8 protein-coding genes are annotated in these 13,203 nt (G+C 64.3%); 6 read left to right on the plus strand and 2 right to left on the minus strand.

The features are described 5' to 3' along the window. Positions 1-86 precede the first annotated feature (86 nt). Positions 87-2,837 (minus strand): helix-turn-helix transcriptional regulator, encoded by a 2,751-nt coding sequence (locus QF031_RS20400; RefSeq protein WP_307432523.1) that lies wholly within the window; start codon positions 2,835-2,837, stop codon positions 87-89. 218 nt (positions 2,838-3,055) lie between these two features. Here QF031_RS20400 and QF031_RS20405 point away from each other — a divergent pair, with 218 nt between their 5' ends. Next, entirely contained in the window at positions 3,056-4,066 is a 1,011-nt protein-coding gene (locus QF031_RS20405) for a metallophosphoesterase (protein ID WP_307432526.1), read from the plus strand. Between the two features lie 106 nt (positions 4,067-4,172). On the opposite strand, the gene QF031_RS20410 is transcribed toward QF031_RS20405, so the two are convergent. Next, the gene (locus QF031_RS20410; RefSeq protein WP_307432530.1) at positions 4,173-6,416 is read right to left on the minus strand and encodes a PKD domain-containing protein; all 2,244 of its coding nucleotides are present in this window, start codon (positions 6,414-6,416) and stop codon (positions 4,173-4,175) included. 436 nt (positions 6,417-6,852) lie between these two features. On the opposite strand from QF031_RS20410, the gene QF031_RS20415 reads away from it, so the two are divergent. The 5 genes from QF031_RS20415 (at position 6,853) to QF031_RS20435 (ending at position 13,177) form a co-directional block, all read left to right on the plus strand. Next, entirely contained in the window at positions 6,853-7,752 is a 900-nt protein-coding gene (locus tag QF031_RS20415) for a glycosyltransferase family 2 protein (RefSeq protein ID WP_307432533.1), read from the plus strand. Then, on the plus strand, positions 7,745-8,755 hold the full coding sequence (locus QF031_RS20420; RefSeq protein WP_307432536.1) for a glycosyltransferase family 2 protein: 1,011 nt from the start codon (positions 7,745-7,747) through the stop codon (positions 8,753-8,755). Before QF031_RS20415 ends, QF031_RS20420 begins: the two co-directional genes overlap by 8 nt. After that, positions 8,752-10,050, plus strand: a complete 1,299-nt coding sequence (locus QF031_RS20425) for a glycosyltransferase family 2 protein (protein WP_307432539.1) — start codon at positions 8,752-8,754, stop codon at positions 10,048-10,050. The genes QF031_RS20420 and QF031_RS20425 overlap by 4 nt, the downstream gene beginning before the upstream one ends. A gap of 87 nt (positions 10,051-10,137) precedes the next feature. Further along, positions 10,138-12,366, plus strand: a complete 2,229-nt coding sequence (locus QF031_RS20430; RefSeq protein ID WP_307432542.1) for a hypothetical protein — start codon at positions 10,138-10,140, stop codon at positions 12,364-12,366. 16 nt (positions 12,367-12,382) lie between these two features. Then, a complete protein-coding gene (locus QF031_RS20435) occupies positions 12,383-13,177 on the plus strand; it encodes a glycoside hydrolase family 16 protein (protein WP_307432544.1) in 795 nt (264 codons plus the stop codon). Positions 13,178-13,203: the final 26 nt, after the last annotated feature.

Genomic DNA, 13,203 nt, shown 5'->3' on the forward strand with positions numbered 1-13,203 from the left:
TTGACGGGGATCGGGAAGGCCTATGTGGCTACCGCGGAGCAAGGATGTGGAAACTGCGGGGACCTGCAAATTGCAGGACTTTTGGCCTATGGAACGGGCAGGAGGTACGGCTCGGCGGCCGTAGTTCCCTTGCCGGCTGCGAGGGCCGTCAGCTGCGCCCGGGACTCAACACCGAGCTTGCGGTAGATGGCGGTGAGGCGTACTTCCACCGTGCGCACAGAGACGTACAAGGTGGCTGCGATTTCCTTGTTGCGCATGCCGCGCGCCACCATTTTGGCCAGCGCCCGCTCGTGGTCGGCGAGCAGGAGCATCGCCGGGTTGCCTTGGGGACGGACTGGCTCCATGCGGTCATCCAGGAGGAGGGCGTCCACATGCTGCGTCCAGGCATCCGCCCCGGCCTCGTCAAACATGACCTTGGCCCGGAGCAGCGCGTCCCGCGCGTCGCGGAGCCGGCCAAAGGCATGCAACCGCTCCGCGTAGCACTGGAGGGTCCTTGCCCGTTCAAGTGTGTGCCCGTTCCTGCCTTCGAGAGCCTGGCTGAAAAGCTGCAGGGACTGTTCCCCGTCGGCAAGCATGGCGCGGCTGCGGGCTACAGCCATCATCAGCCATGGCGACCGCAGTCCCACGGAGCGGCTCTCGAGGCGCAGGAGCGCCTGCGTGGCCTCGTGGTGACGGCCCAGGCGGATGAGTACCTCCACGAGGTCCGCCTCGCATCGCAGGAGGGTGGGGTTGCCGAACCGCATCCCGAGCTCGGCGGCCCGGGACAACTGGGCTGCGGACTCCGCCAGGTCGCCCCGCAGCAGCGCAAAGTGTCCCTGGCAGGCGGCAAGCTGCGCGGTGAGGGCAGGGTGGCTGTCGGCGCCGGCAGACCGGAGTGCTTCGGCTGAATAGGCACGGGCCTGCGCATCGTCGCCGAGGGAGTGTGCGCGCCATGCCCGGAAGAGGAGACGTGTCCCGCGGTGGTACTTGAGCTCAGGATCGGAAAGTTCCAGTTCGTCGATCAGCCTGATTGCCGCCCGCACGTTGCCGGCGCGAATTTCATTGTCCACGGCCATGAAGGCTGCGGTTTCCTGCCAGTTGATGTGGCCTGGTTCAGCCGAACCCTGGAGCATGGCAAAGGCCTCATGGGCGTTTTCGTAGTGCTCGGCATAAGTGAGGGCGCGGCCGTGCATCAGTAGGCCGGTGACCCTTGCAGTTCCGGCCTGTTCGTACTTCCGCCCAAGGTTGGCCGTGTCACCGCTGATTGCTTCGATCAGCTGTTTGGCCCGCTCGGCAATGCCAAGGCACTGCGCGGACGCGGACCCACGGAAGGCGCCGGCATGGCGCAGGAGGTCCGAGGCTTCCTGCACTTCCCACCGCTCTGCATAGTAAAGGGCGCCGATGGCCAACAGGCTGGCGGAATAGGCGGGATCGTGCTGGCCGAACTCTTTGACCAGGCGAAGCACCATGCTGGGACGTACGGCAGCCCCTTGGGCGAACTGGATTTCGAACGACAGCCCGGTCAGCCGGAGGATGAGTGCGGGGTTGCGGGTTACCCGCTGTGCCCATTCAAGGTAGCGGCGTGCGTAGACGAACTCACCGCGGTTGAACAGCAGTTCTGCCACGCTGGTAAGGCGCGCTGCCGTTTCCGCTTCCCAAGGGTTGATGGTGAGCGCCCGCTCGATGTACTCCACGGCGAAAGGCACTTCACCGCCCCGGATCAGGTCCACGGCGTGCCGGAGCAGCTGGAAAGGGGTTTGCCGTTCAAGAGCCGTAAAGCTCAGGTGCCACCTGCGGGCGTAGGGATCTGTGTCCGTCGCCGCTTCTGCGAGGGACCGGTGGTTTGCGGTTCGGACCGCTGGTGTCATGGCGGTGAACACATATCCCCGAAGCAGTTGGTCGCCGATCCCCAGATGGGGTCCGGAACGCTTCACCAAGCCTGCGGCCAACAACTCATCCACGCTGGTCCACACGTCACGGTCGATTTTCTCGATGGTGGAAATGTCGCTGCGAAACGAAAGGGCCAGCTGGTTCAGGACGGTCTGTGCGCCGGGAGTCAGTGCCGCAACGGAAGAGGCGTAGTCTGCGTCAAAGCTGCCCTTGGAGGGCAGCGGGACGGGCAGCGCGTACTTGCCTTCGGCGTGCCGCTCCATCAGCCGTTCGTAAAGGTTGACGGCGGCAAGCGGCTTGCCGCCGGTCGCTGCGGCAACCGCGTGGGCCGCCGCCGTCGTAGTCCTTTTGGCGGGGAGGCTCTCCAGCATCCGCACAGTGTCGCTGTAGCTGAGCGGGCCAAGCCGCAGGGCCGACAGGCCGCTGAAGGGGCTCTCGGGAAAGTCCTCCCGTACCCCTACAATCAGGACGATGTCCGTTCCTGTTAATCGCCTGGCTATGAAGCCGATCACCGCCTGGCTGCTGGGATCCATTTGGTCCACGTCGTCAATCACGATCACGGTGCGGGAAGACGACCGCCGGTGAAGACCGTTCAACAGCATGCTGGAAACAGCCGGCACGCTCATTGCCCCGGCCGTGTCCCGCAGGAGTTCATCCACGATGCGGTTCAGGACAGGATCGTCCATGTCATTCAGGAGCGCGGTGAGCCCGGACAACGGCCATTCCGACTCGGCAGCAGTGGCGGCCAGCAACACTGTCCGGTAATCGGAGAGCGTGGGTATTTCCGACAACAGCGCCGATTTACCGATGCCCCTGCAACCAATCACTGCAAGCGCGGTATCTTTGGGTCCGCGGATGACAGACAGTATGCGGTCCAGTTCTTTGTTTCTGCCGATCAGTGCCATCGGGTCCCCAATTCGTCGAAGAAAGAGACCGCATTCTTGCACTACCAGTTCACGTTGCGGCATCCGCTCCCCAGTGCGGATTCAGCCGGTACATGCGAATATAACGCCGTAACCGGCAGCGACACCACAATGTAACCGCTGGATTCCATCAAGATTGGATCCTGTCCTTGATCAAGACCCGGGTTTGTGGCAGGTGCGGGAGACCGCTCGTCATCGGGCCTATGTGGCCGTTATGCTCTAGAAATCCCGGGTTTGGGAATGGTTCTACCGACGGAATTGTCATGAGTACTGGTGGCTGGCGCATCGGCACCGCCGTCCTTTTGGGTGCACTTGGGATGAGCCTTTCGGCCTGCCAGGAGCGGCCGGTTCCTGACGCCGGGTCTGTGCACTTCACAGCGGCGGGGGACCTGGGCATGGGGTCGGGGGCGCGGCAGGTCCTGGACGTTGTGGCCCGCCTCAAACCGGACTTCAACGTGGCCTTGGGCGACTTCTCCTACAAGGCAGGTGCTGAGAAGGAATTCTGCCGGATGGTGACCAGCAAGCTCGGCTCGGACTTTCCCTTCCAGCTGATTACAGGCAACCACGAAAGTGACGGCCATGATGGCCTGATCGGCAACTTTGCCCAGTGCCTCCCCAGCCGGCTGCCCGGCCTCCAGGGCGAGTACGGCGTCCAGTGGTACGTGGACGTGCCGCAGGACCGGCCGCTGGCCCGGATCATCCTGATTTCACCCGGGCTGGAGTTCCAGGACGGCAAGGAGCTGGACTATTCGCGCGGCAGCGATCGCTGGACCTGGACCGAAGACGCAATCGACGGCGCCCGGGGCGCGGGCATCCGCTGGACGCTGGTGGCCATGCACGCGCCCTGTTTCAGCCTGGGCAAGTACGGCTGCGTTGCGGGGCAGGACATCACCAACCTCCTGCTCAGTAAGAAGGTTGACCTCGTCCTGACCGCGCATGAGCACGTGTACCAGCGCAGCCACCAGCTGGCGGTGGGCGGCGACTGCGGCTGGATCACTCCCGGCCGCGTGGAGGAGGCCTGCATTTCCGACGACGGCAGCCCGGCAACGCAGGGAAAGGGAACAGTCTTTGCGGGGGTCGGCACCGGCGGGCTGGGAGGGCATAAAGTCCGGGCCGACGACCCGGAGGCGGGCTATTTTGCTGCATGGTCCGGGGCCAACACGGACCCGGCGCTGGGGACGCTGGACGTGACGATTACCGACGCCCGGCTGGATGCCCGTTTCGTACCCGCGGCCGGGTATTCGTTCACAGACCAGTTTTCCATCGTTCGATGAGGAACCGGCTGCGTTAAGTGGGAGGGGCTCCGGTCCGCCGTGGATGGCGGACAGGAGCCCCTCCCTATTCAGTTATCTGTTCAGTTGTGTATTCAGTTATGAGTTATTAGCCGGCAGGCTTGAGGGCGGCCCGCCAGGCGGCCACGGCCCGTGAGGCACTCAGGGTCCAGGTGGCAGTTCCGCTGGCTCCCGCCGTCGCCTGCGGCTTGTCCGCCTGCTCGGCGATCTGCCCGGCAGCAGCCTCCCAGCGTTCTGTCCACCCTGAGGGGGCAGTGACAACTGGGCTGCTGCAATCGCACGCCACTCCGCCGATCAGCATCGCACCGTTCGTCGCAGTGGTGATGCTGCCAACCGTGATGCTGGTGGCCGAGTAACTGGTGTCAGCCGCGGTGACAACGGAGCTGTCCAGCGGCGTGGTGTTGTTTACGCCGCGGTAGGCCGTGATGCCGCCGCCCCACTTGGCGGCGGAGCTGAGGGTCCAGCTGTAGGTTGCCGGATCCGAAGCACCCACCACCTTGTAGTAGGCGAACGCCCGCGCCCCGGACGTTGACGTGCTGTTGATTGACTTCGCATTCACCATGGCCGTCCAGCCCGCCGGCGCCGTCAGGTTGGGGTTGAGGTCCGTGGTGATGGAGGCAACCAGGACATCACCTGCCGCGGTGCCTGCGGGAACCGGCAGCGACGCCGTGGTAACGGCCGTCCCGGAGTTTGCGGTGCTGGAATTCACCACGGTGATGCCACCGGAGGCGGGCGGCGGTGCAGAGCCGACCGTGATGGTGGTGCTTGCAGACGACGATCCACTGCTGTTGCTGGCCGTCAACTTAGCCGTGTACGTCCCGGCCGCCGCATACGAATGGGTTGGATTCTGCGCGGTGGACGTGCCGCCGTCGCCGAAGTTCCACGCCCAGGAGGTTGGTGTGTTGGTGGACGTATCCGTGAAGGTGACGTTCAGTGGCGCCGCACCGGAGGTCGGGTTGGCGGTAAATGAGGCAACCGGTGCCTGGCCCGCGGGCGGCGGCGTGCTGCCCAGGGAGCGGTCCGAGAACCAGTAGCGCTTGGCCACGTTGTCGCTGGCCATGACCACCAGGCCGGTGGTGTTGTTCACGCTCTGCTTGCTGGTGGTCACGTCGTTGATGTTCGACGACGACGCCGCCTGCATGATGGGCGTCCCGCGGCCTGAGCCGAAAACAGGATTGTCCATGGACGCGGTCTTCTCATAGATGCTGCCCGCGACGCCGGAGTAGGCACAGCCCGAAACTGAGGTGGGCGGAGCCGTGTGGAACGCCCGCACCAGGTTGTTCTGCGTGTCCAGGATGATCTGGGGGCGGGACACACAGTCGCCGGTCTTGGCGATCGTGGACTGTGTGAAGGCTCCCGTGCCCGGCTTGAAGACCAGGAGGATCTCCTGCGGCAGGGTCTTGTCGCTCGAGATGTCGTTGAGGCTCGTCTTGACGGCGGCGAACACCCGGCCGGTGGTATCGGCCTGCAGGGTCTTGAGGTTCAGGTGGTCGTCAGACTGGCCGTTGCCGCGCAGTGCCGGCTGAAGCTTCCAGGATGCGTTGGCAGCGTCCGAGTCTTTATGGGTAGCCCACCAGACGGTGTTTGCCTTGTGGTCGCTCCACATCACCCCGATCTGCCCGTTGCCGAAGGCGACTATTGCCGAGATGTCGTCCGGTGCGGGGTTTGGGTTGCTGACGGGAAGGACGAAGGGTGTTCCCCAGGACGCGCCGCTGTTGGTGGCAGCGTTCATGTACACGGTGTTGGTGTATCCCGACGTCGAGTTGCCGCCCACCTGCGTCCAGGTCGCCCAGACCCGGCCGGTGGTGTCCTTGTCGATTGTCATGGATTCACTGGAATTGTTGGTGATGGTGGTGGGGAAGCCGCTGTCCAGCGTGTACTTGCCGCCGGCGTAGCTGTACCGGTAGAGCTTGGCCGGCGAGTTCGAAAGTGACGGCTTGGGGGTGCCATCGCCGGTGATGGTCACAACATGGGAAGCGATGTAGAGGTGGGATCCGTCCCACAACGTATCCGCCAGGGTGCTGGCCCTGGTGTCGTTGACCACCCCGGTGTCCACCCACGTGCTGGAGGCCCGGTCCAGCCGGTAAATGCTCCACCCGGAGCCGGACTTCCACATGTCCGCCCACCAGGAGCCATCGTTCCACCACAGCTTGCTTTGCGGCTTGTCGGATGTTGGCGGATTGGAAACCCCCGAGTAGGCGATGCTTTGCGTGCCGTAAACCGGGTCGGCCACGGCGGTACCGGGTACGCCGAGGATGGTGCCTGCAAGAACCAGTGCGACGGCCAGGGCCTGTCCCGTCCGGCCGATAATTTGTCTGCGTCTGAGCTTCATAAGGGAACTCCTGGGGCATAGGTAAGAATCGGGGAACGTCCGCCCGTTGGTCCAGTCACAATGAGCTCTCAGCCCCCAAGTACCGAGAAGCGTATGCCCGGACTCCTACCAGGGCAATGCAGTTGCCGTACCTAATTAGGGGTATTCCATCGCCCCCTACCTAATCTTTTTCGGCCGCATCAAATCCCCTATACCTAACCAAATGCGCCGCAACGGACCCCTTTACTTGCCTAACAGGGGGTAAACCCTAGGTGAAAAGCGAGTACCTACTACTCGTGATACCCGCATTAGGTAGGGGGTACTGTTTCGGAACGGCCAGAGGATTGGCGATGGTTTGCTGGGGGACAGCGACCAGACCATGACCGGATTAAAGCGTTGATGCCGCTGCCATTACGGCCGGCGGCATTGTCAAGAAAATCCGAACTGTCATGAAGTGGTGAGGCAATTGTCGATTTCGCCCCAACTTCCAGCTCTTTTTTCCGAGCCTGGACTTTTATCTTCACAAGCCTCAATCAGCGTTGTCATCCCGACGCTGAACGAGGAAAAGAACATCCCCTGGGTTCTGCGCCGGATGCCCTCCTACGTCGATGAGGTGATCATCGTTGACGGGCGCTCGCAGGACAAAACTGTTGAAGTGGCCAAGGCACTGCGGGCTGACGTGGTGATAGTTAACGAAGCCCGTAAAGGCAAGGGTGTGGCCCTTCGGGCGGGCTTTGCCGCCGCAACCGGGGACATCATCGTGATGCTGGACGCGGACGGGAGCATGGACCCCCAGGAGATCGGGTGGTTCGTTGCGCCACTGCAGCATGATTTCGATTTCGTGAAAGGCTCCCGCCACGTGACCGGTGGCGGGTCGGAAGACCTGACCCGGCTGCGGAAGGCCGGCAACAGGGCGCTGACCGGACTCGCGAACGCTGTGCTTCACAGCAACTACTCCGATCTTTGCTACGGGTACATCGCCTTCCGGCGGGAATGCCTGGAGGTGCTGGAGCTGGAGTCCGACGGTTTCGAGATCGAAACCGAGCTCATTGTGAGGGCGGCCAAGGCAGGCCTGCGGATCGCCGAGGTTCCCAGCCTTGAGCTGGACCGGATCTCGGGGGCCTCCAACCTCCAGACGTTCCGCGACGGCTGGCGGGTCCTGCACACGCTGGCCCGGGAATGCGCACTTTGGGAGGCGCCCACTGCAGGTGCCCGTCCCGAGGCCCTCCGCCGCGTGAAGTACACCTACTCCAACGTCCGCTTCCCCAGGCTCCCCGTGGATCCGCACAGCGTCCTGACCCCGGCCGTGAAACCGCAGGAATCCCTTGTCGCAGCGGCGGTGGGTCAGCATGCTTGACCGCATCAAACCGCTGTCCGTGACAGTGGTGATCTGCGCCTACACGTCCGAGCGGTGGGGAATGCTGCTGGACGTCATCGAATCGGTCCGCAACCAGACACTTGTTCCCGACCAAATCCTGGTGGTCATCGACCACAACGAAGACCTGTACGAGCGGCTTATCGAGATCGTCGACGACGTCACGGTAGTCGAGAGCACAGGCCTCCCCGGGTTGTCCGGGGCCCGCAATACGGGGGTGGGGCTCGCCGAATCGGACATCGTCGCCTTCCTTGACGACGACGCCGAGGCGGCGCCGGATTGGCTCGAACGCCTGGTTGCGCTCTATGACGATCCAGACGTCCTGGCCGTAGGCGGGAAGGTGGTCCCACTCTGGGAATCCGGCCGGCCGGGGTACTTCGCCGAGGAGCTTGACTGGATTGTTGGATGCAGCCACCGCGGCTTGCCCCGCGTGGCGTCGGAAGTCCGCAACGTCATCGGTGCCAACATGTCGTTCCGGCTGGAAGTGCTGCTGCAAGTGGGCGGCTTCAACCAGTCGCTTGGCCGCAAGGGCACTTTGCCGCTGGGATGCGAGGAGACCGAGATCTGCATCCGCTCCAGGATGGGCTCACCCGGGTCGCGCATTGTTTACGAGCCGGCGGCACTGGTCCGCCACCACGTTCCCGCATCCAGGGGAACCTGGCGCTACATGATGTCCAGGTCCTGGTCCGAGGGATTGTCCAAAGCCCAGGTCAGCCAGCTGGTGGGCCACAAACGGGCACTCGGACCTGAGCGCCGCTATGTACGCAGCGTGCTCCCGCGCGCAGTATTCACGGGCCTCAAGTCGTGGGGGCGGGAGGGCAGCGCCGACGGGTTGGGCCGCGCCGGGGCCGTCATCGCGGTCCTGGCCTGCACCGCCGCCGGGTACTTCCGGGGGCGCCGGCTCCAGCATTGGACCGGACCGGAGGAAGAGAACCAGGACCAGGTGCTGGTGGTGGCCGGCGGGCAGTGGAGGGAAGTGCAATGAGCGAGGGCGCCAGCCAAGTGCTTGAGGAACTCCGGGGCGAGGCACTGATCCTTGTGCCCGCCATGGAGTCCCGGTTGCCGCCGGCCTGGCCGGGGGCGAGGTGGATCGGGTCCGTGGACTTGGAAGACCTCGCGGACTGTTCGCGCTTTGAACTGGAGAACCATGCTGGATACGAACGGGCACGGCTGCTGGTGCGCGCGTCGGGGGCTGTGCGGGGATTTGTCGATGTGCCATCGCCGGCGGGAATCGTGGATCGGGCTGTCTTCGAGGACGCCCTGGCGGCCCTGCCGCCAGTCCCATCGTTCCCGCCGGCTGTGACAGCGCCGCACATCACCGTGGTGGTGTGCACCAGGGACCGCACACAGCAGTTGCGCAGCGCCTTGATGACGATATTGGCCCTGGATTACCCGCGCTTCGACGTGGTGGTGGTGGACAATGCCCCGGCAACGCGCGCCACCGAGGAACTGGTGCGCCAGGAGTTCCGGGACCAGCGCGTTCGGCTGGTGACGGAACCCGTTCCGGGCCTCTCCCATGCAAGGAATACCGGCCTCCGGCATGCCAAGGGGGACCTGGTGGCCTTCACCGATGACGACGTGGTGGTGGACAGGTCCTGGCTCCGGGAGATCGCATCCGCGTTCGAGGCCGTTCCGGGCGCGGCCTGCGTGACGGGGCTGGTGCCGGCCGGGGAGCTCCGTACCCCGGCCCAGGGCTACTTTGATTCGAAGGTCAGCTGGTCCAGGAGCCTGGTCCCGCAGGTCTACTCGCTGGCGGACCCGCCGGCTGCACTGCCCAAATTCCCTTTCAGCCCCGGTGCTTTCGGAACAGGCGCCAACTTTGCCCTCAGGCGCCAGGCTGCACTCCGTCTCGGGGGCTTCGATCCCGCGCTGGGTGTTGGCACGCCCACGGGCGGCGGTGAGGACATCGATATGTTCACCCGCGTAATCCTCGAGGGGCACGCGTTGGTGGTCCAGCCGGCCGCCATTGTGTGGCACCGCCACAGGGATGGGCTGGAAGACCTGCGGGTACAAGCGCGGGGCTACGGCAACGGGCTTGGTGCGTGGATGACCAAGGTGATGATGGACCCGCGCACGGCACGGCTGGCACTGGCCAGGAGCTGGGGGGTAGGACTTGAGTTCCTGAACCGCCGCCCGCAGGCCGCCCAGCCCGCGGTCCAGGTGTCCCCGGTGCACAGTTCCCTCGAGGCCCAGGTCTCCAGGCTGGTCTGGCTGCAGCTGCTGGCTGTGGCCTTCGGACCCTACAAATATCTGCAGTCGCGCAGGGCTGCAGGCGGCTAAGGCAAGCAGCCAAGACAACAGTCCACAGGTGCTGATCGCGGAGGCTTGCTCCGCCAGCGGCAAGCAATATCCAGGAGTTGAAACAATATGGCGCTTCTCATCAGGGGTGACGTGTCCGGCCCGATGAACTCACGCACTTCACGCCGGCGCAGGCCAGGCTATCCGGATTACGTCCCGGCCCTGCTCGGTGCCGTGACGGCGGTCCTGATCCTGTTCGACGCCGGCGGCGAGGCCCTGGCCGGAGCCAAACTCCTGGCGTGCCTGGCCATCCCTGGATGGGCACTGGTGCGGTGGCTGCGCCATGTGGATCCGGTCGCCCGCTTCGTCTTCACTATCGTCGCCGGCGCAACCGCCTTCGCCCTCACTGCCTCGGTCATGGGGTGGTTCCAGCTTTGGAATCCCCGCCCCGCCGCCGTCGGCATCCTGCTGGTGTCCGTGGCCGCCCTGCTGGTTCCCGGGCCGCAGGACGGAGGCCAAGGCAATACCCGGCAGGCCCCTGTCCGGCTGCCGCGTCCGCAGCTCATCACCCTTGTGCCCTGGCTGGTTCTCCTGGCAGCCATGGTCATGTGGGCAGCCACACTCGAGTCCACAAACCCGCGTCTGGGGGACTTTGGCCTCCTGACTGCCTTCCCGGCCACCTGGTACATTTCGCTGGCCCTGGTTGTTGCACTGTGCATCTGGAGCGTTATCCGGCAGGGCGTGCACTCGGGGTGGCTCGCCGGAGCTTCGATTACCGGGCTGGTGGTCATCCTCTACTCTTCCGCCGGCCTCTTGACCGACGTTCCCCGGCTGCCCTGGACGTACAAGCACATTGCAGTAACGGACCTGATCCAGACCACCGGCCAGTTCGATCCCAACATTGACATCTACAACCGCTGGCCCGGGTTCTTTCTGTTCAGCGCGTTCCTCGGCGAGTCCAGCGGCTACAACGACGCCCTGTCCTACGCCGGCTGGGCAGAGCCTGTGTTTGCCCTCATGAACGTGGCCCTGGTGCTTGCGATTGCCAAGACCCTGACGAAGAATCCCCGGATTTACTGGACAAGTGCCGTTATTTTCGCACTCTCCAACTGGCTTAACCAGAACTACTACTCACCGCAGGCATTTGCCTACACGCTGCACCTGACCATGTGCCTGGTAATCCTCACGTTCCTTCGCGGCACCCCGGCCGGCTGGATGCTAAGGCTCGAGGACAAGCTCGCCAACCGGTTTTCCAGGTCCGCGCCGGAGCCCGAAGAGGTCAGGACCTACAGCGGGCGCCAGCAGGGACTGGCAATTGCCGCCGTGCTGGTCCTCCAGGCCATGATCGTCATGAGCCACCAGCTGACCCCCTACCTGGCCATCCTGGGACTTTTCCCCCTTTTCCTGGCGCGCTACTTCAAGCCCGCGTGGCTGGCGCCGGCACTGCTCATGATGGCCTTGCTCTATCTCCTCCCCAACGCCCAGTTCGTGGATGACAAGTACGGCCTGCTCAACAGCTTCGATATCTTTGCCAATGCCGGTTACAAACCCGCGGACGGAGCGGCGGGTCCATCCCTGCTCGCCGGCCGGTGGCTGGCACGGGAGGCCCTGGCATTGTCCCTGTTCACCGCCTTGCTTGCGGGGTTGGGGTTCCTCCGCAACTTCCTCCGCGGCAACGTCCGCACCACCCTGATCGTGGGCACGCTGGCGGCAAGCCCCATCGTCGGACTGTTTGGAACGTCCTACGGTGGCGAGGGCCGGCTCCGCGTCTTTATGTTTGCCCTTCCGTGGCTTGCCATCGGCGCAGCCTGGCTGTTCTGGTCGGGGAAGCTCCCGGGCAGGAAGGCCGTGGTGGGGGCCGCGTCCGCGATCTCGGTCATGGCCGTCATGTTCACCACCGTGTACTTCCAAAACGAAGCCAACGTCCGGGTGCCGGCGTCGGACGTATCGGCCAGCCGCTGGCTTGACTCGAACGTCCGGAAGGGCGACGCGGTGGTGGAGACGAACTACCACCTTCCGCTGCTGGTCGGCTCGCACTATTCCTTCTACCTGCGCAGCGGCCAACTTGTTTCGGTCGCATCAAAGTTGCACAACAGTGGCCAGCCATTCACGGGTGACGACATGCTCGCCTACGTCGACAAGACCAGGGCAGCGGCGAAGATGCGGCCCTCCGACCGGGTCTTCGTGGTGGTATCGGACCTGCAGCAGCGGAGCTCCACGGGCGTTCCCCGCGAATTCCCCAAGGATGTCCTGGTGCCGCTTGAGCACGACTTGAACGTGGCACGGGGCACCGAGTTGGTGTTTGAAAACAAGTCGGTGAGGATCTACGAGGTCACCCGTGCTGACTGGGGAAAATAGCGGGCGGGTGTGCCAGGTGTCGCTCATCACCGTAACGTCGTTGTCCATTGTCGGGGCCGCGTTGCTGGTCCTTCATGGCGACTCCTCAAGGGTCACCGGAGCGCCCCGGGGGGATCTGCCTTCCTGGCGGCAAACCATGGTCAAGGACTTCGACGTCCCGGCAGCGCTGGGGGCCGTGGGCCAGGTGTACGGGCCGGACATGAGGGGTTATTCCGGGTTCACCGATTCCTCGGGCTACGGGACGTACACGCCGGACGATGTCCTTTCGGTCCACGATGGCTACCTCGATTTCTACCTCCATCACTCAAACAGCAAGCCCCGGGTGGCGAGCGTTATTCCCTTCGGCTACACGGGCCAGACGTACGGAAGGTACTCGGTGCGGTTCCGGTATGACTCCATCCCGGGTTACAAAATCGCCTTCCTCCTGTGGCCGGCAAGCGATGACTGGAATGAAGGGGAAATCGACTGGCCGGAAGGGGCCCTGGACGGCTCCCTCTACGGCAACTCCGCCATTAAGGGGACCCGCACCTCCAACGGCATGCAGTTTGATCCCGCCGATAAGAAATACTCGGAGGCCCGCCCCGGCCAGTGGCACGTTGCCACCATCGAATGGAGGCCCGGTCTGGTCCGGTGGTTCCTGGACGACGAGTTGGTGGACCAGACAACCAAACCCAAGGGTGTGCCGAACACGCCGATGCGCTGGACACTCCAGGCAGAGACGGCCGACGACGCCACAGACACTTTTCCCGCCACCGATGTCTCCGGGCACCTGCAGGTCGACTGGGTGGCGCAGTATGCCTACACGCCGTAAACGAAGCAATGGCCGTGACCGCGGCC

It is taken from the genome of Pseudarthrobacter defluvii (assembly GCF_030816725.1).
Taxonomy (GTDB): domain Bacteria; phylum Actinomycetota; class Actinomycetes; order Actinomycetales; family Micrococcaceae; genus Arthrobacter; species Arthrobacter defluvii_A.